This is a genomic window from Burkholderia sp. MSMB1459WGS (genome assembly GCF_001534535.1).
GTDB lineage: Bacteria > Pseudomonadota > Gammaproteobacteria > Burkholderiales > Burkholderiaceae > Burkholderia.
Genome location: NZ_LPMU01000037.1, coordinates 44,792 through 64,638, shown reverse-complemented (window position 1 = coordinate 64,638; position 19,847 = coordinate 44,792). Strand labels below are relative to the sequence as shown.

Annotated in this window: 15 protein-coding genes; 8 read left to right on the top strand and 7 right to left on the bottom strand. The window is 67.7% G+C overall.

From position 1 onward, the window contains the following. Window positions 1–15: 15 nt before the first annotated feature. Window positions 16–1,524 (top strand): PLP-dependent aminotransferase family protein, encoded by a 1,509-nt coding sequence (locus WT97_RS14580; RefSeq protein WP_060033128.1) that lies wholly within the window; start codon window positions 16–18, stop codon window positions 1,522–1,524. A gap of 251 nt (window positions 1,525–1,775) precedes the next feature. Here WT97_RS14580 and WT97_RS14575 read toward each other — a convergent pair whose 3' ends face one another. After that, window positions 1,776–2,612, bottom strand: a complete 837-nt coding sequence (locus WT97_RS14575; RefSeq protein ID WP_060033131.1) for a DMT family transporter — start codon at window positions 2,610–2,612, stop codon at window positions 1,776–1,778. Window positions 2,613–2,740: 128 nt separating this feature from the next. On the opposite strand from WT97_RS14575, the gene selD reads away from it, so the two are divergent. The 3 genes from selD to WT97_RS14560 all read left to right on the top strand — a co-directional run bounded on the left by selD (window position 2,741) and on the right by WT97_RS14560 (window position 5,796). Then, the gene (selD, locus tag WT97_RS14570; protein ID WP_082742150.1) at window positions 2,741–3,805 is read left to right on the top strand and encodes a selenide, water dikinase SelD; all 1,065 of its coding nucleotides are present in this window, start codon (window positions 2,741–2,743) and stop codon (window positions 3,803–3,805) included. 86 nt (window positions 3,806–3,891) lie between these two features. Then, entirely contained in the window at window positions 3,892–4,485 is a 594-nt protein-coding gene (locus WT97_RS14565) for a LysE family translocator (protein ID WP_060033137.1), read from the top strand. 231 nt (window positions 4,486–4,716) lie between these two features. After that, window positions 4,717–5,796 carry a purine nucleoside permease gene (locus WT97_RS14560; protein ID WP_059499394.1) on the top strand — a complete coding sequence of 360 codons (1,080 nt, stop codon included), beginning with the start codon at window positions 4,717–4,719 and terminating at the stop codon, window positions 5,794–5,796. 213 nt (window positions 5,797–6,009) lie between these two features. On the opposite strand, the gene WT97_RS14555 is transcribed toward WT97_RS14560, so the two are convergent. Both WT97_RS14555 and ceoR read right to left on the bottom strand, forming a co-directional pair. Continuing rightward, window positions 6,010–6,303, bottom strand: a complete 294-nt coding sequence (locus tag WT97_RS14555; protein ID WP_059834422.1) for a DUF4148 domain-containing protein — start codon at window positions 6,301–6,303, stop codon at window positions 6,010–6,012. 406 nt (window positions 6,304–6,709) lie between these two features. After that, complete coding sequence (gene ceoR, locus WT97_RS14550; RefSeq protein WP_059499392.1) at window positions 6,710–7,714, bottom strand: putative multidrug efflux transcriptional regulator CeoR; 1,005 nt, start codon at window positions 7,712–7,714, stop codon at window positions 6,710–6,712. A 173-nt stretch (window positions 7,715–7,887) separates the two neighbouring features. Between ceoR and WT97_RS14545 the strand changes: the two genes are divergently transcribed. The 4 genes from WT97_RS14545 to opcM are packed head-to-tail and all read left to right on the top strand — an operon-like array spanning window position 7,888 to window position 14,775. Continuing rightward, entirely contained in the window at window positions 7,888–8,748 is an 861-nt protein-coding gene (locus WT97_RS14545) for an alpha/beta hydrolase (RefSeq protein ID WP_060353671.1), read from the top strand. A 31-nt stretch (window positions 8,749–8,779) separates the two neighbouring features. Continuing rightward, the gene (gene ceoA, locus WT97_RS14540) at window positions 8,780–9,997 is read left to right on the top strand and encodes a multidrug efflux RND transporter periplasmic adaptor subunit CeoA (protein ID WP_059499391.1); all 1,218 of its coding nucleotides are present in this window, start codon (window positions 8,780–8,782) and stop codon (window positions 9,995–9,997) included. Between the two features lie 46 nt (window positions 9,998–10,043). Continuing rightward, window positions 10,044–13,229 carry a multidrug efflux RND transporter permease subunit CeoB gene (gene ceoB, locus WT97_RS14535; protein ID WP_059499390.1) on the top strand — a complete coding sequence of 1,062 codons (3,186 nt, stop codon included), beginning with the start codon at window positions 10,044–10,046 and terminating at the stop codon, window positions 13,227–13,229. A gap of 10 nt (window positions 13,230–13,239) precedes the next feature. Then, window positions 13,240–14,775, top strand: a complete 1,536-nt coding sequence (opcM, locus tag WT97_RS14530) for a multidrug efflux transporter outer membrane subunit OpcM (RefSeq protein WP_060353766.1) — start codon at window positions 13,240–13,242, stop codon at window positions 14,773–14,775. A 340-nt stretch (window positions 14,776–15,115) separates the two neighbouring features. Here the strand turns inward: opcM and WT97_RS14525 are convergent, their stop codons facing one another. The 4 genes from WT97_RS14525 to WT97_RS14510 form a co-directional block, all read right to left on the bottom strand. After that, window positions 15,116–15,967, bottom strand: coding sequence for an alpha/beta fold hydrolase (locus tag WT97_RS14525; RefSeq protein ID WP_059499389.1), 852 nt, complete (start codon window positions 15,965–15,967; stop codon window positions 15,116–15,118). A 239-nt stretch (window positions 15,968–16,206) separates the two neighbouring features. Beyond that, the gene (locus tag WT97_RS14520; RefSeq protein WP_060353670.1) at window positions 16,207–16,536 is read right to left on the bottom strand and encodes a DUF3579 domain-containing protein; all 330 of its coding nucleotides are present in this window, start codon (window positions 16,534–16,536) and stop codon (window positions 16,207–16,209) included. A gap of 27 nt (window positions 16,537–16,563) precedes the next feature. Continuing rightward, window positions 16,564–17,925 (bottom strand): sigma-54 dependent transcriptional regulator, encoded by a 1,362-nt coding sequence (locus WT97_RS14515; protein ID WP_060353669.1) that lies wholly within the window; start codon window positions 17,923–17,925, stop codon window positions 16,564–16,566. Beyond that, window positions 17,915–19,801 carry an ATP-binding protein gene (locus WT97_RS14510; protein WP_060353668.1) on the bottom strand — a complete coding sequence of 629 codons (1,887 nt, stop codon included), beginning with the start codon at window positions 19,799–19,801 and terminating at the stop codon, window positions 17,915–17,917. Before WT97_RS14510 ends, WT97_RS14515 begins: the two co-directional genes overlap by 11 nt. Window positions 19,802–19,847: the final 46 nt, after the last annotated feature.

Here is a 19,847-nt window from a genome sequence, read left to right as displayed (position 1 = left end):
ATTCAGGAGCCAATCATGCGCGCAAGCGTGTTGTCGGACTGGCTGGCGCAGCGCCTCGTGCGCGGCGGCGAACAGCCGATCTACCGCCAGCTTCACCGGCTGCTGCAACAGGCGATCCTGTCGCGCGAACTGCCGGCCGGCACGCGCGTGCCGTCGTCGCGGCTGCTGGCCGCCGAGCTCGGGATCGCGCGCAACACGGTCACGCAGGTATACGAACAGCTTGTGCTCGAAGGCTATGTGCACTCGGCGACGGGTCGCGGCACGTTCGTCGCCGACAGCGCGCCGGACGAGATCGTCGGCGCGCCCCCCGACGCGGCGGCCGGGCCGGCCGTCGTGACGCCGTCCGTGCGGCGCCTGTCCGCGCGCGGCACGCGGCTCGTCGAAGGCGCCGGCGTGTCGAAGCGTCAGGGCGGCGCGTTCATGCCGGGCGTGCCCGATGTGTCGCGATTTCCGGCGCGCGTATGGACGCGGCTGCACAACAAGTACTGGCGGCGCTTGCGCCCGGACCTGCTGACCTATGCGCCCGGCGGCGGCCTCGCGCTGCTGCGCGAGGCGCTGGCCGACTACCTGCGCACGTCGCGCTCGGTGCGCTGCACGCCCGAGCAGATCGTGATCACGACCGGCATCCACCAGTCGATCGACCTCGCGGTGCGGCTGCTGACCGATCCGGGCGATGCGATCTGGACCGAGGATCCGTGCTATTGGGGCGTGCGCAGCGTGCTGAACGTGTCGGGGCTCACCACGCGGCCGATTCCGGTCGACGACGAAGGCATCGCGCCGTCGGCCGCCGATCTCGCCGCGCCGCCGAAGCTGATGCTCGTCACGCCGTCGCATCAGTATCCGCTCGGGATGGTGATGAGCCTCGCGCGCCGCCGGATGTTGCTCGAATACGCGCGCCAGCACGGCTGCTGGATCATCGAGGACGACTACGACAGCGAATTCCGCTACGGCAGCCGGCCGCTCGCGTCGCTGCAGGGGCTCGACACGGCCGGGCAGGTGATCTACGTCGGGAGTTTCGGCAAGACGCTGTTCCCGGGGCTGCGGGTCGGCTATCTGGTCGCGCCGGAGCCGCTCGCGGAGAGTTTCGCGACCGCGAGCGCCGAGCTGTATCGCGAAGGCCAGTTGCTGCAGCAGGCCGTGCTCGCCGAATTCATCGCGGAAGGGCACTTCGTGTCGCATATCCGCAAGATGCGCACGCTGTACGGACAACGCCGCGAGGTGCTGCTCGACGCGGTCGCGCGCCGCTACGGCGATACGCTGCACGCGCTCGGCAGCGACGCGGGGCTGCATCTCGTCACACGGCTGCCGGACGGTGCCGACGATCGAGCCGTCGCGCAGGCCGCGCTCGAGCGCAACATCGTCGTGCGGCCGTTGTCCGGCTACTATGCGCACCGCGAGCGCGCGGCGTCGGGCTTGCTGCTCGGCTACGCGTGCGTGCCGGAGGACGAGATCGCGACGGCGTTCGCGACGCTGGCCGAGGCGATCGACGAGCGGGCGTTCGGCGGGGCCGTTGCGGTGGCGTGACGTGCGAGCACGGCGATATCGACTCGTTGCGATTCCGTCGAAGCTCGATACGCTCCGCAACGAGGCGCGTGTTTTTCGCGCGCTGCCAGCCCGCCTGCTTCCGCGTCGTTGAACGGGAGTCGCAAACCGGTTCATGCGGCTTCCCCTCGGGCAAGAGCGGCGGGCAATATTGCAAGGCGCAGCGGCGCGGAGAGGGCATCTCGCGGAATCGGTCGTGAAGGCCGGCACCGGCTATGGGCCCGGTGCGGGCGTTACAGCCGGATCAACGCCGCGCCCGTCACCACCAGCGCGCATGCGACGAGCCGCTGCGGACCAGGCCGCTCGCGCATCGCGAACCAGCCGATCGCGACCGCGAAGATCGAGCTCGTTTCGCGCAGCGCCGACACGGTCGCGACCGGCAGGTGCCGGTACGCGAGGATCACGATCCCGTACGCGGCAAGCGAGATCGTGCCGGCGATCGCGCCCTGCGCAAGGGCGGTGCGCGAGCCGAGCACCGCGCGCGGGCCGCCGCGCCATGCGCAGACGAGCACGAGCTGCGGCACGCTCCACAGCAGGTACACCCATGCGATGTAGCCGAGCGCGCTGCCGGACACGCGCGAGCCGATGCCGTCGCAGAGCGAATACGCGGCGATGAACACGCCCGTGAGCAACGCGTACGGCACGCCTTCTCCGGAGAACCTGAAGCCGCGCCGCAGCGCGAGCGACATGATCCCGAACGATACGAGTGCGATGCCCGCGAAGCCGAGCGGCGTCGGTCGTTCGTGCAGCACGGCGAACGCGAGCACCGACACCAGCAGCGGCGACATCCCGCGCGCGATCGGATAGATCTGCCCGAATTCGCCGTTGCGGTATGCGCGCGCGAGCGTGAAGCAGTACGCGACCTCGAGCACCGCGGACGCGGCGACGTACGGCCATGCGGCGGGCGCCGGCGCGGGCAGCAGCACGGCGCCGGCGATGCCGAACGCGAGATACGGCAGCGACATCGTGCCGAGTTGCACCAACCGGTCTTCGCTGACGTGGAGGAACGCGTTCCAGATCGCGTGCAGCAGAGCCGAGCACAGCACGAGGGCGACGAAGAGGTGATCCATCGATCAATGAGGAAGCGAGCAAGGGCGGGAGCCGGCAAGGGCCGTCAATTATGTGGGTATCGGGCGCGCTCGCGCGGAATTGTCGATAATGGAGCGTTGTTATTCACCGTATTTACCGGATGCCGACGATGACCGAAGCCACTCAAGCCCAGCCTGCCGTTCCGCGCCTCACGAGCCTGTCGCACGGGGGCGGCTGCGGCTGCAAGATCGCGCCGGGCGTGCTGTCCGAGCTGCTCAAGCGCGCGACGCCGCCCGCGCTGTTCCCTGACCTGCTGGTCGGCACCGAAACCTCCGACGACGCGGCCGTCTACCGGCTCAACGACGAGCAGGCGATCGTCGCGACCACCGATTTCTTCATGCCGATCGTCGACGATCCGTTCGACTTCGGCCGCATCGCGGCCACCAACGCGCTGTCCGACGTCTACGCGATGGGCGGCAAGCCGATCCTCGCCCTTGCGCTGGTCGGCATGCCGATCAACGTGCTGCCGCACGAGACGATCGCCGCCGTGCTGCGCGGCGGCGAATCGGTGTGCGCGGATGCCGGCATTCCGGTCGCGGGCGGCCATTCGATCGATTCGGTCGAGCCGATCTACGGGCTCGCGGCGATCGGCGTCGTGCATCCGTCGCGCGTGAAGCGCAACGCGGCCGCGCGCGCGGGCGACGTGCTCGTGCTCGGCAAGCCGCTCGGCGTCGGCGTGTTGTCGGCCGCGCTGAAGAAGAATCAGCTCGATGCCGACGGTTACGCGCAAATGGTCGCGACCACCACCAAGCTGAACCGGCCGGGCGCCGAGCTCGCCGCGCTGCCGGGCGTGCATGCGCTGACCGACGTCACGGGCTTCGGGCTGCTCGGCCATACGCTCGAACTGGCGCGCGGCGCGCAGCTCACCGCGCGCGTGCACTATGCGTCGCTGCCGTGGCTCGCGGGCGTCGAGGCGTTCGTGGCCGATGGGGTGTTCACCGGCGCGTCGGGCCGCAACTGGGCCGCGTACGGCGCCGATGTGCGGCTCGCCGACGGGCTGCCGCCCGTCGCGCAGGCGCTGCTGACCGATCCGCAGACCTCGGGCGGGTTGCTGGTGGCGTGCGCGCCGGAAGCGGTCGACGACGTGCTCGCGTGCTTCCGTGCCGACGGGTTCGACCGCGCGGCCGTGATCGGCGAGATGGTGGACGGGCCCGCACGCGTCGACGTCGCCTGAGTGCCGATTCACACACCGAATCGTTTCGACGTCGCTGGAATCGATGTCTTCCATCGATGGTATTGAATTGATGCGCTGGACGACCGATGAGCGACTTCCTGTTCGGGCTGACGATCGCGCTGTCAGTCGGGCCCGTCGCGCTGATGATCGCGAATTACGGCATGCGCGCCGGCACGGCGACCGGCGTGCGCGCGGCGATCGGGGTAGCCGCCGCCGATGGCTGCTATGCAATCGTCGCGTTCACGATCGGTGCGATGCTCGCGAACACGCTTGCGTCGCATCTGGCGCTGTTCCGTATGGTCGGTGCGCTCGTGTTGCTCGCGATGGGCGCGCGGATGCCGTGGGAGGCGCTGCGTGACCGGCGCCGCTCGCTCGACGGCGACGGAGCGCCGCCTCCGGGCGATCGCCCGTTCATGTCGATGTTCTTCGTCACGCTCGCGAACCCGCTGACCATTCTGTTGTTCTACGGCTATGCGACGGCTGCCGCCGGTGCGCATCGGCACTGGTTGTTCGGCGCCGCGTGCGTGTTTGCGGGTAGCCTGGCGGGGCAGCTCGTGTTCGCGTTCGGCGGCAGCGCGATCGGGCGCTTCGTGAAATCGCCGGGGTGGCTCGCCGCGAGCCATGTAGTCGCCGCACTCGTCGTGCTCGGTTACGGCGTGGCTGGGCTGATGCGCGTGTAGCGCGGCGCGAAGCAGCCGACGTCGCACGCGGCGACGAACCCGATAGCATTCCTGATGTTTTTCGACGCCGCGACGAACGCGCGATTTTCCGTCACGCAACACGCATCCGTTCGCACGAAACATCGCCGGCCGTTTCGTAGTCGGGTTCCGCATCGCGTACGCCCGTTCTATACTCGTCGCGCAGTCTCCGACAGCCGTTCTCACCCAACGTCACCGAAACAAGGAACGCCGATGCTGACTCGCTCCATTCTTTCCGCCGCCGCATTCTCGCTTGCCGCCTGTGCGACCGCGCCGTCGATCGCGCAGGACAACCAGGGCAACGATGCCGGCAACGCGGCATTCGCCGAGACCGGCTCGCATGGCCGCCCGGTCAAGGTCATGATCATCACGATGTTCGGGCCGGAGGGCCAGGCGTGGCTCGACCGGCTCGGCCCGTGGCGCGACATCGCCGTGCCCGGCCTGTCGCCCGACTATCCGGCCGTCCACTGCAACAAGCAGGACGTGTGCGTGGTCACGACCGGCATGGGCTATGCGAATGCGTCGGCGACGATCATGGCGCTCACGTTCTCGCAACGCTTCGATTTGCGCCGCACGTATTTCCTGGTCTCGGGCATCGCGGGCGTCGACCCCGCGCAAGGTACGGTCGGATCGGCCGCGTGGTCGAAATACCTCGTCGATTTCAGCCTGCAGTGGGAACTCGATGCGCGCGAGATTCCGGCCGGCTGGAACACCGGGTATCTCGGCATCAACACGAAGAGCCCGAACGACAAGCCGCCGCTCGACTATCGCACCGAAGTGTTCCAGCTCAACCCGCAACTGACCGATGCCGCCTACGCGCTGTCGCGCAACGTCGTGCTGGCAGACAGCGCGCAGGCGCAGGCCGCGCGTGCGAAGTTCACGTATGCGCCGGCGAACCGGCCGCCGACGGTGATCCAGTGCGACACGTCATCGGGCAACACGTGGTTCTCGGGCACGCTGATCGGCGAGCGCGCACGCCAGTGGACCAAGATCCTGACGGACGGCAAGGGCACCTACTGCATGACCGCGCAGGAAGACAACGCGACGTACGAAGCGCTCAAGCGCGCAGCGAGCGTGAAGCGGGTCGACCTGTCGCGCGTGGCCGTGCTGCGCACGGGGTCCGATTTCGATCGGCCGTACGCGGGGCAGACGAGCGCCGACAACCTGCTGAACTACGCGGACCAGGGCGGTTTCGCCCCGGCGACCGAAAACCTGTACCGCGCGGGCAATCCGCTGGTTCAGGACATCGTCACGCACTGGGGCGAATGGCGCGACGGCGTGCCGCGCCGTTGACGGCCGGACGATGATTCAGCCGGCGGTCAATGCGATTGCGGGGCCGAACGGAACGGCGTCCACACCGGAGTCGTGTCGTCCCAGTGATCGAGCGGCGAAGGAAGTGGGTCGTTCATCATGTACTCCTGCAACTAACTGACTGACTCGGCAAGTTGTCGACGAGGTGATCCGGGACGCCGCGCACGGGGCAATCCACTGCGCGGCGTCACGCGTTTACCGGCCCGCGCCGGCGAGCTGGTTGCCTTCCGGTGTCGGGCGATACGGGCCTTGCGCGAGTTCGAGCCCTTGCGGATACGACGTCGCCTTGCGCAGGTACGCGAGCGTGCCGTCCTTGCGTGCCTGCTCGACTTCCGCGCTCACTTCGGCGCGCGTACGCGGGCCGTTGTGCTGCGCGGACCACGACGTGTTGCCGGAGTCGCCGGCGTGCGAGGTGTCCGAATCGGCGAAGGCCGGTGCGGACACGGCAAGCGTGAGCGCAAGGGCCGAGAGAAGATGGCGGCGGTTCATGGCGTAACTCCTGGAGATGTCGGAGCGCGCGCCTGAGCGCTGACTCCGGTCCCGCGGGCGGGATCTGTTCGATGCGCAACGAGGTGCGCGACAGGGTTTACTCTAGGTTGCCGGTCCGTCGCGATAAATGCAGCAGACGCGAATTGAATTGTCGTGTCAGTGGAACAATCGCCATCCGCATCGCCGGCAGGGTTATGCGGAAATGGCCGGGAGTCCCGCGGCACGGGCTTCGCAAGGATGTGCGGCGGCGACGCGCAACGACGCACGCGGTCGATTGCCGCGCGTCGTGCAAAGGTTTACTGCGGATTCGGGAAGGATTGCGGCGCCGCGCTTGAAAGGCGTGCCCGGGCCGCGCTCAGGCAGGATGGTGCGCGGGCACCGCGGCCCGCGCGTGGAGGTCGGACGATTACGCGACCCACTCGTTGATGACCGGCGTATCGAGCACCGGCGCGCGCTCGGCTTCCTCGAACGTGCGCTTGCTGCACGTCGCGTCGAGGCTGCCCTTGCCGCTCAACAGCGGGCACCGGTCGAACACTTCGGCAATCCAGTCGACGAACACGCGCACCTTCGGCGACAGATGACGGCTGTGCGGATACACGACCGAGATCGGCATCGGCAGCGGCTTGACGCCGGGCAGGACTTCCTTGAGCCGGCCTTCGCGCAGGTGCGGCAGCACCATGAACAGCGGCGGCTGGATCAGGCCGAAGCCCTCGATCCCGCACGTCACGTACGCATCCGCGTCGTTCACCGACACGATGCCTTCCATCTTCATCTCGACTTCCTTGCCTTCGATCAGGAACGTCCAGTCGATCGTGCGGCCAGTGCGGCTCGAGAAGTAGTTGACGGCCTTGTGCTGGCTCAGGTCGTCGATCGTCTGCGGCTCGCCGTGGCGCTCGAGATAGTCGGGCGATGCGACCGTCACGCATTCGAACAGGCCGACGCGGCGTGCGACGAGCGACGAATCCTGCAGCGCCCCGACGCGGATCACGCAGTCGACGCCTTCCTGCAGCAGGTCGACCGGCCGATCGGACAGGCCGAGTTGCAGGTCGATGTCCGGATAGCGCGTATGAAACTCGCACAGCGACGGAATCACGAGCAGCCGCCCGATCGAGCCCGGCATGTCGATACGCAACTTTCCGTGCGGCTTCCGGTTGTTGGCCTGGAAGCTTGCTTCGGTTTCCTCGACGTCCGCGAGGATCCGCACGCAACGTTCGTAGTAGGCGGCGCCGTCCGGCGTGAGGGAGAGCCGGCGCGTGGTCCGGTGCATCAGCCGCACGCCGAGGAATGCTTCGAGATTCTGGATGATCGTCGTGACGGACGCTCGCGGCAAGCCGAGCGTTTCTGCTGCCTTGGTGAAGCTGCTTGTATCGACGACGCGAGTAAACACCTGCATGGCCTGAAGCCGGTCCATCACAACCTCCGCAATCTAATGAGCCCGCGAACGACAAGGCTGCGCTACCTCGTGGGTAAACGCAGCCTCGGATTGTTCGGGGGCGTTGAATTGTGTTGCCGGATTATAGGCATTTATCCCAATGTCTGCCGGACCCAGAATTCGTTCCATCTCGAAATGGATGCTGCATCGTCATGGACGCTTCTGAATTCAGCAAATTCCTGAAAGCCGCATTGCCCGCGCAAGCCATGGCGGGCGCGGCACTGACGGTGGCCGAAGTCGAAATTCCCGGCTACGCACAGGACATCGTGCTGCGCCTCTACCGCCGCCCGGACAAGACCGGGTTGCCAGTAGTGCTTTATTTCCACGGCGGTGGCTTCGTCCGCGGTTCGCTCGACGATGCGGACTTCGCCGCGCGCTTTTTAGCAGAACGCTTACCAGCTCTCGTAGTGTCGGTCGATTATTCGCTCGCGCCGGCCTTTCCTTTTCCGGCCGCGCCGGAGGATGCATATCGCGCCGCCGTATGGGCCGCGACGCGCGCCCGCGCGTTCGGCGGCAATCCGAAGAAGATCGGGGTCGCCGGGCACGACGCGGGCGGCCAGCTCGCGAACTGCCTGGCCTTCATCGCACGCGACCGCGGCGAAGTGTCGATCGTCGCGCAGGCGCTGTTCGGGCCGATGCTCGACCCGAGCATGACGCGCATCGGCGACGCCGAGCGCCTCGCGTCCGACATCACCGCGCGCGAATGCGCGGCCTGCTATCGCGCGTACTTGCCGCAGGCGGCGCAGCGGATGCACCCGTACGCGGCGCCGATCGAATCGGTGCGCCTCGCGGGGCTGCCGCCGACGCTCGTCGTCACCGCGCAGAACGACGTGCTGCACGTCGAAGCGGAGAAATATGCGGGCTGCCTGATTTCGTCGGGCGTGCTCACGCAGGTGATCCGCTATCCGGACATCACGCACGCCGCGCTCGCCACGCACGAAGCCGCGTTCGAGGAAGCCGTGCGCTTCTTCCAGTGCCGCTTCCAGGCGCGCCAGCCGAACCGTTCCGAATAACCAGACCAATCCACGCTTACCGGAGATCCACATGGCCATCCTACGCACCACCCGTTCCCGAATCGCGACCGCGGCGATCGTCACGCTCGCCGTCGTCGGCCTCGGCACGTTCGGCGCGATGCGCGTCAACGCGAACGCACCCGAAAAAGCGGCGGCGCCGCTGCCCGAAGTCGACGTCGCGACCGTCGTGCCGCAGACCGTGACCGACTGGCAAAGCTACTCGGGCCGTCTCGAAGCGGTCGAGAAAGTCGACGTGCGCCCGCAGGTGTCGGGCACGATCGTCGCGGTGAACTTCAAGGACGGCGCGCTCGTGAAGAAGGGCGACGTCCTGTTCGTGATCGACCCGCGCCCGTATCAGGCGGAAGTCGACCGCGCGGCCGCGCAGCTCGCGGCCGCGCAGGCACGCAACGGCTACGCGCAGACGGACTGGCAGCGCGCGCAGCGGCTGATCGGCGACAACGCGATCGCGAAGCGCGACTACGACGAAAAGCAGAACGCGGCACGCGAAGCGAGCGCGAACCTGAAGGCCGCCGAAGCCGCGCTGGAAACGGCACGCATCAACCTCGGCTATACGCGCATCACCGCGCCGGTATCGGGCCGCGTGTCGCGCGCGGAAATCACGCTCGGCAACGTCGTGTCGGCCGGCGCGTCGGCCGCGCCGCTGACGACGCTGGTGTCGGTGTCGCCGATCTACGCATCGTTCGACGCGGACGAGCAGACCTACCTGCAGTACATCAATGGCGCGCGCAGCGGCCGCAAGGTGCCGGTCGAGCTCGGCCTCGCCAACGAAACCGGCTACTCGCGCAGCGGCGAGATCGATTCGGTCGACAACCGGCTCGACACGTCGTCCGGCACGATCCGCGTGCGCGCACGCTTCGACAACGCGGACGGCACGCTCGTCCCGGGCCTCTATGCGCGCGTGAAGGTGGGCGGCAGCGCGCCGCACGAGGCGCTGCTCGTCGACGACGCGGCGATCAACACCGACCAGGACAAGAAGTTCGTGTTCGTCGTCGACCAGCAGGGCCGCGTGTCGTATCGCGAAGTGCAGCCGGGGATGCAGCACGGCAACCGGCGCGTGATCGTCAGCGGTCTCGCCGCCGGCGATCGCGTGATCGTGAACGGCACGCAGCGCGTGCGCCCCGGCGAGCAGGTGAAGCCGCACATGGTCCCGATGACGGGCGGCGACGAGCCGTCCGCGCCGCTCGCGAACACCGCGAAGCCGGCCGCACCGGCGAAGGCGGATTCGTAAGCGGCGCGCCCGCTTCGCATCCGCGTTCAACCAGACAGAGCCACACATGAACATTTCCAAATTCTTTATCGACCGGCCGATCTTTGCAGGAGTCCTATCGGTGGTCATCCTGCTCGGCGGGGTGATCGCGATGTTCCTGCTGCCGATTTCGGAATATCCGGAAGTCGTGCCGCCTTCCGTGATCGTGAAGGCGCAGTACCCGGGCGCGAACCCGAAAGTGATCGCCGAGACGGTCGCGTCGCCGCTGGAAGAACAGATCAACGGCGTCGAGGACATGCTCTACATGCAGTCGCAGGCGAACAGCGACGGCAACATGACGATCACCGTCACGTTCAAGCTCGGCACCGATCCGGACAAGGCCACGCAACTCGTGCAGAACCGCGTGAACCAGGCGCTGCCGCGCCTGCCGGAAGACGTGCAGCGGCTCGGCATCACCACGGTGAAGAGCTCGCCGACGCTGACGATGGTGGTCCACCTGATCTCGCCGGACAACCGCTACGACATGACCTACCTGCGCAACTACGCGCTGATCAACGTGAAGGATCGCCTGTCTCGGATCCAGGGCGTCGGCCAGGTGCAGCTGTGGGGTTCGGGCGACTACGCAATGCGCGTGTGGCTCGATCCGCAGAAGGTCGCGCAGCGCGGGCTGTCGGCCGAGGACGTCGTGCAGGCGATCCGCGAGCAGAACGTGCAGGTCGCGGCCGGCGTGATCGGCGCATCGCCGTCGCTGCCCGGCACGCCGCTGCAGCTGTCGGTGAACGCGCGCGGCCGTCTGCAGACGGAAGAAGAGTTCGGCGACATCGTCGTGAAGACGACGCCGGACGGCGGCGTCACGCACTTGCGCGACATCGCGCGGATCGAGCTCGACGCGTCCGAGTACGGGCTGCGCTCGCTGCTCGACAACAAGCCGGCCGTCGCGATGGCGATCAACCAGTCGCCGGGCGCGAACTCGCTGCAGATCTCCGACGAAGTGCGCAAGACGATGGCCGAGCTGAAGCAGGACATGCCGGCGGGCGTCGACTACAAGATCGTCTACGACCCCACGCAGTTCGTGCGTTCGTCGATCAAGGCCGTCGTGCACACGCTGCTCGAGGCGATCGCGCTGGTCGTGATCGTCGTGATCGTGTTCCTGCAGACGTGGCGCGCGTCGATCATTCCGCTGATCGCGGTGCCGGTGTCGATCGTCGGCACGTTCTCGTTGCTTCTGGCGTTCGGGTATTCGATCAACGCGTTGTCGTTGTTCGGGATGGTGCTCGCGATCGGTATCGTGGTCGACGATGCGATCGTGGTCGTCGAGAACGTCGAGCGCAACATCGAGAACGGGATGACCGCGCGACAGGCGACCTACAAGGCGATGCAGGAAGTGAGCGGGCCGATCATCGCGATCGCGCTGACGCTCGTCGCCGTGTTCGTGCCGCTCGCGTTCATGTCGGGCCTGACCGGCCAGTTCTACAAGCAGTTCGCGATGACGATCGCGATCTCGACGGTGATCTCGGCGTTCAACTCGCTGACGCTGTCGCCGGCGCTGTCCGCGATCCTGCTCAAGGGCCATGGCGACAAGGAAGACTGGCTCACGCGCGTGATGAACCGCGTGCTCGGCGGCTTCTTCCGCCGTTTCAACAAGGTGTTCCATCGCGGCGCGGAGAACTACGGGCGCGGCGTGCGCGGCGTGCTGTCGCGCAAGACGCTGATGCTCGGCGTGTACCTCGTGCTGGTGGGGGCGACGGTGCTGGTGTCGAAGGTCGTGCCGGGCGGCTTCGTGCCCGCGCAGGACAAGGAATACCTGATCGCGTTCGCGCAACTGCCGAACGGTGCGTCGCTCGACCGCACCGAGAAGGTGATCCGCGACATGGGTTCGATCGCGCTGAAGCAGCCAGGCGTCGAGAGCGCGGTCGCGTTCCCGGGGCTGTCGGTGAACGGCTTCACCAACAGCTCGAGCGCGGGCATCGTGTTCGTCACGCTGAAGCCGTTCTCGGAACGGCACGGCAAAGCGCTGTCGGCCGGCGCGATCGCCGGTGCGCTGAACCAGAAATACGGCGCGATCAAGGATTCGTTCGTCGCGGTGTTCCCGCCGCCGCCGGTGCTCGGCCTCGGCACGCTCGGCGGCTTCAAGATGCAGATCGAGGATCGCGGCGCGGTCGGTTACGCGAAGCTGTCGGATGCGACCAACGACTTCATCAAGCGTGCGCAGCAGGCACCTGAGCTCGGCCCGTTGTTCACGAGCTACCAGATCAACGTGCCGCAGCTCAACGTCGATCTCGATCGCGTGAAGGCGAAGCAGCTCGGCGTGCCGGTGACCGACGTGTTCAACACGATGCAGGTGTATCTCGGTTCGCTGTACGTGAACGACTTCAACCGCTTCGGGCGCGTGTACCAGGTGCGCGTGCAGGCCGATGCGCCGTTCCGCCAGCGCGCGGACGACATCCTGCAACTGAAGACACGCAACGACCGTGGCGAGATGGTGCCGCTGTCGTCGCTCGTCACGGTGACGCCGACGTTCGGCCCGGAAATGGTCGTGCGCTACAACGGCTACACGGCGGCCGACATCAACGGCGGCCCGGCGCCCGGCTTCTCGTCGGGGCAGGCGCAGGCCGCGGTCGAACGCATCGCGCACGAAACGCTGCCGCGCGGCGTGCGCTTCGAGTGGACCGACCTCACGTACCAGCAGATCCTCGCGGGCGATTCGGCGATGTACGTGTTCCCGATCAGCGTGCTGCTCGTGTTTCTCGTGCTTGCCGCGCTGTATGAAAGCCTGACGCTGCCGCTCGCGGTGATCCTGATCGTGCCGATGAGCATTCTGTCGGCGCTGACGGGCGTGTGGCTCACGCAGGGCGACAACAACATCTTCACGCAGATCGGCCTGATGGTGCTGGTGGGGCTGTCGGCGAAGAACGCGATCCTGATCGTCGAATTCGCGCGCGAGCTCGAACACGACGGCAGAACGCCGCTCGAGGCCGCTATCGAGGCGAGCCGGCTGCGGCTGCGCCCGATCCTGATGACGTCGATCGCCTTCATCATGGGCGTGGTGCCGCTCGTCACGTCGACGGGCGCCGGTTCGGAAATGCGCCATGCGATGGGGGTCGCGGTGTTCTTCGGGATGCTCGGCGTGACGCTGTTCGGGCTGATGCTGACGCCGGTGTTCTACGTCGTGCTGCGTACGCTCGCGGGCGGCAAGATCCACGTCGCCGGCAAGGATTCGACGGGGTATGGCGTACCGGCGCCCGATGCTTGAGGACCAGAAAATGAATAACTTGCACAACACGAATGGCCTGATGCGTTTCGCGAAGGTGGCGGCCGCGAGCACCCTGCTCGCGACGCTGCTCGCCGCGTGCGCGGTCGGCCCAGACTACAAGCGTCCGGATGCGGCGGCGCCCGCCGCGTTCAAGGAAGCGCCGACCCTCGCTGCCGGCGAGCAGGCCGGCACGTGGAAGACGGCCGAGCCGTCGGACGGCGAACATCGCGGCGAATGGTGGAAGGTGTTCGGCGATCCGGTGCTCGATTCGCTCGAGACGCAGGCGCTCGCCGCGAACCAGAACCTCAAGGCCGCGGCCGCGCGGGTCGAGGAAGCGCGTGCGGCGACCCGTTCGGCGCGCTCGCAATGGTTCCCGCAGATCGGCGCCGGGTTCGGGCCGACGCGCGAGGGGCTGTCGTCGGCATCGCAGTTCCAGCCGCAGGGCACGGGCCCGACCAACGCGACGCTGTGGCGCGCGCAGGGCACGGTGTCGTACGAGGCCGACCTGTTCGGCCGCGTCGGCCGCAACGTCGAGGCGTCGCGTGCCGACCAGGCGCAGAGCGAAGCGCTGTTCCGCTCGGTGCAGCTCGCCCTGCAGGCCGACGTCGCGCAGAACTACTTCGAGCTGCGTCAGCTCGACTCGGACCAGGATCTGTACCGCCGCACGGTGGAGCTGCGTCAGCAGGCGCTGAATCTCGTGCAACGCCGCTTCAACGAAGGCGACATCAGCGAGCTCGACGTGTCGCGCGCGAAGAACGAACTGGCCAGCGCGCAGGCCGATGCGGTCGGCGTCGCGCGCCGGCGCGCGGCGTCCGAGCATGCGCTCGCGATCCTGCTCGGCAAGGCGCCCGCGGATTTCGCGTTCAAGGAGACGCCGATCGTGCCGGTCGCGGTGAAGATTCCGCCGGGCCTGCCGTCCGCGCTGCTGGAACGCCGCCCGGACGTGGCGGCGGCCGAGCGCGCGATGGCGGCCGCGAACGCACGGATCGGGCTCGCGAAGTCGGCGTACTTCCCGAAGCTCGATATCACCGGATCGTTCGGCTATGAGGCGTCGACGCTCGGCAACCTGTTCCTGTGGTCGAGCCGCACGTTCCTGCTCGGGCCGTTCGCCGGCACTGCGCTGACGTTGCCGCTGTTCGACGGTGGGCGACGGGCGGCCGGCGTGCAGCAGGCGCGCGCGCAGTACGACGAACAGGTCGCGAACTACCGGCAGCAGGTGCTCGTCGCGTTCCGCGAGGTCGAGGACAATCTCGCCGATCTGCGCCTGCTCGACGACCAGATCCGCGCGCAGGATGCCGCCGTCAACGCGTCGCGCCGGGCGGCGAAGCTGTCGCGTACGCAGTACCAAGAGGGCGAAGTCGCGTATCTCGACGTGATCGACAGCGAGCGCTCGGTGTTGCAGTCGCAATTGCAGGCGAACCAGTTGACGGGGGCGCAGGCGGTGTCGACCGTCAACCTGATCCGTGCGTTGGGTGGCGGGTGGGGTGCGGCGCCGACGGTGGTCGGCGGTGCGGCGACCGGCAAGGAGGATGTGGCTGCGCGGTGAGTGTCAGTGGCGCGCGCAGCGCCATGCGACGGCGGCCGAAACGGCCGCATGTCGAAACGAAAACCCGATCCGTGGCGACGCGGATCGGGTTTTTTTACAGGCAGCGCGCCTGCGTGCGGTTGCACGGCTACGCACCGATGCAATTCGTGATCGGTCGCGGATGGCGATTCAGACTGCCGCAGCGACAGTGCGATAGTTGCAACTAACGGTCGAGTCGGCGAGCATCGACCACCGGTACCGCGGCTACGCGCGGCGGCTGGTGGTGAAGCGCAATGCGTGCATTGCTGAGGGACTTCAGGAAAGAAGGGGAGACGGGCGGGACGAACCCCGCCCGATCGCGTTACGTCGCGACGAACTCGTGCACGTAACGATTGAACACCGCGGGGCTTGCCGCGTTCATCCCGTGCGATGCGCCGGCGACGGTCTGCCGTTGTGCATTGCCGATCCATTGCGACAGCGTGTCGACGTTGTGGCGGAACATCTTCGGGCTGCGCTGGCCGTCGATCAACAGCGTGCGGCAGGCGATATCGCCTGCGGTTTCGGCCGAATAGGCGGGCAGCGGATCGCGCAACTGCTTCGGCAGTGTGCTCGCGTTGTCGATCGCCATCGTGCGAAAGCGCGACGTGCTCTTCTTCCATGCACCGGGCAGGCTCACGGAATCGACGAACATCTCGAGGCCGGCCTCGACATCGCCTTGCTCGATCAGGTTCACGGCTTTCGTGCGCAGCGCGAGCGCGGCGGCCGGCAGCGCGGCTTCGCGCACGCCGGGTTGCTGGAGCGGGCCGCCCGGATCGGCGAGCGTCAGCGACTCGACGAGGTGCGGATGTTGACGTGCGACGTTGAACGCGACGCTGCCGCCGCGCGAATGACCGACCAGATGCACGGGGCCGAGATCGAGCGCGTCGATGAATTCGGCAAGCTCGTCGACATGGTTCTGCCAACTGAACTCGTCCTGGATGCCCGCTTCGACGGCCGGCCAGTAATGGCTCAGGCTCGGCGCGATGCAGCGGTAATGAGCCGACAGCGATGCGAGCTGCGGATCCCAGTAACGGTAGTCGCACAGCGAACCGTGAACGAACACCATCGGCGCGCCGCTGCCCCGCTCGACATACGGCAGGCTGATGCCTGACGAAAGCGTCGCAAATTGCAGGTCGGGGTTCGCGAGCACGGACGGCTCGATTCGCATGTTCATGACTGAAAGACTCAAAGGTGCGTCAACACGACGCAACTATGCATCACGGCGAGCTGCAAGGAAAACGCATAATTTTCATCGTGACGATCAATTTTATTGATGGCTTCGCCGGAAACCCTTGTCGGAGCGTGCTCATGTGCCGAAGCCTTCAATCATCCGACGAATCATTTCGACGCTGAAAGGGCGTGCGACGGCCTCCACGCACGCACCTTGGCCTTGGGAAAGGGAAGGTTTGCCGGTCACCGCACCGCCAACACCGGCGCGCTCCGAACCTCGACCGGCAGATCATTGTCCGCCGCAAACCGCATCGCGAAGTCGAACGCATCCGCGCACACGTCGCGCAATTCGTCCGACACGAACAGGCATTTGACGCCGCCGTCGACGACCGGGATCGCGAGCCGTGACAGCGCGCACGGATAGCCGGGCCGCCGTTCGCCGACGAACAGCGTGATGACGCCCGCGAGCCGCTCGGGCCAGTCGCTCGGGCGAAAGGTTTTCTGCGCGTGCGTGACGCCGCGGATCAGGTGGCCGGCGAGACGGCCCCGTTCGGTGATGTCGATGCGATCCATGCCGATGTGCGTATCCTCTCGTTCGCGTCATTCGCCGCCGTCGGCCGCGGCGTCGCCGCGCGCGGGAATCCGCAGGTGACGCAGCTTGTGATAGAGCGTTTTCTTCGGCATGCCGAGCGCTTCGCTCGCATCCGCGACGTTGCCGCCGTGACGCCGCAGCATGTCCTCGATCAGCATCCGCTCGAAATACGCGAGCTGTTCCGCGAGCGTGCTGCCGGCCGTCGGCGCGCCGCCGGACGACAGCAGGCTGTCGCCGGTTAGCCCGAGCACGAAGCGGTCGGCCACGTTCTGCAGCTCGCGCACGTTGCCGGGCCACGCGTGCGTCATCAGCTCGGACACCTGCGCGGCGGTGACGACCGGCGCCGGCTGCCCGAAGCGCCGCGCGGCCGCGAGCACGAAATGCTCGAACAGCAGCGGCACGTCCTCGCGCCGCTCGCGCAGCGGCGGCAGCTCGATCTGCGCGACGTTCAGGCGATACAGCAGATCCGCACGAAAGCGGCCGTCGGCCGCGAGTTCGGCGAGATCGGCCTTCGACGCGGCGATGACGCGGCAGTCGACCGGAATCAGTTCGTTCGCGCCGAGCCGCTCGATCACGCGCTCCTGCAGCACGCGCAGCATCTTGATCTGCAGCGCGATCGGCATCGTCTCGATCTCGTCGAGGAACAGCGTGCCGCCATCCGCCCATTCGATCTTGCCGATGCGTTTCTTGATCGCGCCGGTGAACGCGCCGGCTTCATGGCCGAACAGCTCGCTCTCGAACACCTGCTCGGGCAGGCCGCCGCAGTTCAGCGCGACGAAATGCGCATCGCGCCGGCCGCCGAAGTCGTGCAGGCTGCGCGCGATCAGCTCCTTGCCGGTGCCCGTCTCGCCGGTAATCAGCACCGATACCGACGTATCCGCGAGGCGCAGGATCTTCTTGCGCACGTCGGCCATCGCGGGCGACTTGCCGAGCACGAACGCCTCGATGCCCTGCCAGTTGTTCAGCGCCGCACGCAGCCCCTGCACCTCGAGCGTGAGCCGGCGCTTCTCGACGGCGCGCGCGACGCGGCCGGCGATCAGGTCCGACGAGAACGGCTTCTCGATGAAGTCGTACGCGCCGACCTGCATCGCGCCGACGGCCGTCGAGATGTCCGCGTGGCCGCTGATCAGCACGACCGGGATCTGCGCATCGACGGCCATCACGCGGTCGAGCAACTGCAGCCCGTCGATGCCCGGCATCCGCACGTCCGACACGATCACCACCCGCGCGCCGGGCGCGACGTGGGCGAGCGCGTCGGCGGCGGACGCGAACGCGTCGACCGGGAACCCGGCGAGCGCGACGGCCTGCTCGACGCCGATCCGGACGTTCTCATCGTCCTCGACGACCAGCACCCGAATCTCATGTTCCATGCTCTGTCCTTTGTTGCGGCGTCGCCGCCGCGAATTCGATGGTGAACTGCGCGCCGCCTTCGTCGCGGTTCGCCGCGGCGATCTTCGCGCCGAACGCCTCGACGATACGCGACGTGATCGCGAGGCCGAGCCCGAGGCCCTGGCCGCGCGGCTTGGTCGTGACGAACGGCTCGAACAGGTGCGGCAGCACGTCGGGCGCGATGCCGGCGCCGCTGTCGGTCACCGTGAAGCGCACGCGGCCGGCATCGTCCGCTTCGGCCGCCTCGATGACGATGCGGCGCACCGGCGCGTCGTGCACCGCGTCGAGCGCATTGCCGAGCAGGTTCACGATCACCTGCTGCAACTGGCTCGATTCGGCCGAGACCGTCGTGCCGGGTGCGATGTTCACGTCGAGCCGCACGCCTTCGTCGCGAATGCGCGCGTCGTAGATGAGTCGCGCATGCGCGACGGCCTCGTTCAGCGACACCGCGACGCGCTCGACGTCGGGCTTGCGCGCGAAGGCCTTCAACTCGCCGGTGAGCACGGCCATGCCGTCGACCAGCTTGCCGACCCGTTCGAGGTTCGCGAGCGCCGGCGCCGGCTGGCCGCGTTCGAAGAACGTGCGCGCGTTGTCGCACAGCGTGCGGATCGCGACGAGCGGCTGGTTCAGCTCGTGCGTGAGGCCGGCGGCCATCTGCCCGAGCACCGCGAGCTTGCCCGCGTGCACGACCTCCTGCTGCGATGCGCGCAGGCGCTGCTCGGTGCGTTCGCGCTCGTCGATCTCGCGCTGCATCCGCTCGTTCGCAGCCGTGAGCGCGGCCGTGCGCTGCGCGACCGTCAGCTCGAGCTGGTCGTTCGCACGGCGCAGCGCGTCCTGCGCGCTCAGCCGCGCGATGATCGCCCGGCGCCGCTGGATTGCATAGCCGACGAGCAGCGCGACGATCAGGAACGCGCCGGTGACGAACACGAACGCGGTTTGCTGCTGGCGCCGCGCGCCCGCGATGTCGAGCAGCACCATCAGCGAATCGCCGGCCTGCGGCGCGGGGCGCGACATCACGAGATAGCGCGCGGTGCGGCCGGCGCGGTGCGGATCGGGAAAGGTGCCGAACCAGGCGGCCGAACTGCGGTCGCCGATGCGGCGATAGGGCAGCGCGTCGACGGTGCGGCCCGCGTATTGGCGCGACGCCTGGATGTCGCGCTGCTGCTGCGCGGTGATCGGGCGCAGTGCGGTGAATTTCCACGAAGGCTCGGTCGAGATCACGACCACGCCGTTGCCGTCGACCACCAGCGCGGCGACGCCCGGCGCGCGCCACGCCGATTCCAGCGGGTCGACGCTGATCTTCACGGCGGCCACGCCGATCGGCACGCCGTCGCTGCGCACCGCGCTCGCGAAGTAGACGCCCGGCACGCCGGTGTTGGTGCCGATGCCGAAGAAGCGGCCGCTGCCGCGCGCGAGCGCGTCCTTGAAATACGGCCGGTACGACACGTTGGTGCCGACGAAACTGATCGTCTCGTTCCAGTTGCTGGCGGCGATCACGTCGCCTTGCAGATCGATCACGTCGACCGCGCCGCTGCCCGCGTCGCGATTCACGGCTTCGAGGTAGGTGTTCACCGCATGCACGAGTTCGGGCGCATCGTTCGGCGCGGCTTTCAGCATCGCCCGCACGCCGTCCTGCCGCGCGACCAGGCCGGGCAGGATCTCGAAGCGGCCGAGCTCGCTTTTCAGGCTCGACGCGTACAGGTCGAGCCGGTGCGCGCCGGCCTCCTCGAGCGCGTCGATCGCGCGTTCCCACGCGAAATCGACGGCCGCGCCGGCCACGCCGACATACAGCACCGCGGCCGATGCCCAGCCCCACCACGGGATTCCCTTGAAGCTCTTCTGCACGTTCGCCCTCATCAAGCCCGCTACCGGTCGTCCGCTACCGGTCGTCCGCTACCGGCCC

Coding starts and splice junctions, on each gene's coding strand:
- WT97_RS14580 (WP_060033128.1), top strand. CDS start 16: ATGCGCGCAAGCGTGTTGTCGGACTGGCTGGCGCAGCGCCTCGTGCGC.
- WT97_RS14575 (WP_060033131.1), bottom strand. CDS start 2,612: ATGGATCACCTCTTCGTCGCCCTCGTGCTGTGCTCGGCTCTGCTGCAC.
- selD (WP_082742150.1), top strand. CDS start 2,741: ATGACCGAAGCCACTCAAGCCCAGCCTGCCGTTCCGCGCCTCACGAGC.
- WT97_RS14565 (WP_060033137.1), top strand. CDS start 3,892: ATGAGCGACTTCCTGTTCGGGCTGACGATCGCGCTGTCAGTCGGGCCC.
- WT97_RS14560 (WP_059499394.1), top strand. CDS start 4,717: ATGCTGACTCGCTCCATTCTTTCCGCCGCCGCATTCTCGCTTGCCGCC.
- WT97_RS14555 (WP_059834422.1), bottom strand. CDS start 6,303: ATGAACCGCCGCCATCTTCTCTCGGCCCTTGCGCTCACGCTTGCCGTG.
- ceoR (WP_059499392.1), bottom strand. CDS start 7,714: ATGGACCGGCTTCAGGCCATGCAGGTGTTTACTCGCGTCGTCGATACA.
- WT97_RS14545 (WP_060353671.1), top strand. CDS start 7,888: ATGGACGCTTCTGAATTCAGCAAATTCCTGAAAGCCGCATTGCCCGCG.
- ceoA (WP_059499391.1), top strand. CDS start 8,780: ATGGCCATCCTACGCACCACCCGTTCCCGAATCGCGACCGCGGCGATC.
- ceoB (WP_059499390.1), top strand. CDS start 10,044: ATGAACATTTCCAAATTCTTTATCGACCGGCCGATCTTTGCAGGAGTC.
- opcM (WP_060353766.1), top strand. CDS start 13,240: ATGAATAACTTGCACAACACGAATGGCCTGATGCGTTTCGCGAAGGTG.
- WT97_RS14525 (WP_059499389.1), bottom strand. CDS start 15,967: ATGAACATGCGAATCGAGCCGTCCGTGCTCGCGAACCCCGACCTGCAA.
- WT97_RS14520 (WP_060353670.1), bottom strand. CDS start 16,536: ATGGATCGCATCGACATCACCGAACGGGGCCGTCTCGCCGGCCACCTG.
- WT97_RS14515 (WP_060353669.1), bottom strand. CDS start 17,925: ATGGAACATGAGATTCGGGTGCTGGTCGTCGAGGACGATGAGAACGTC.
- WT97_RS14510 (WP_060353668.1), bottom strand. CDS start 19,801: ATGAGGGCGAACGTGCAGAAGAGCTTCAAGGGAATCCCGTGGTGGGGC.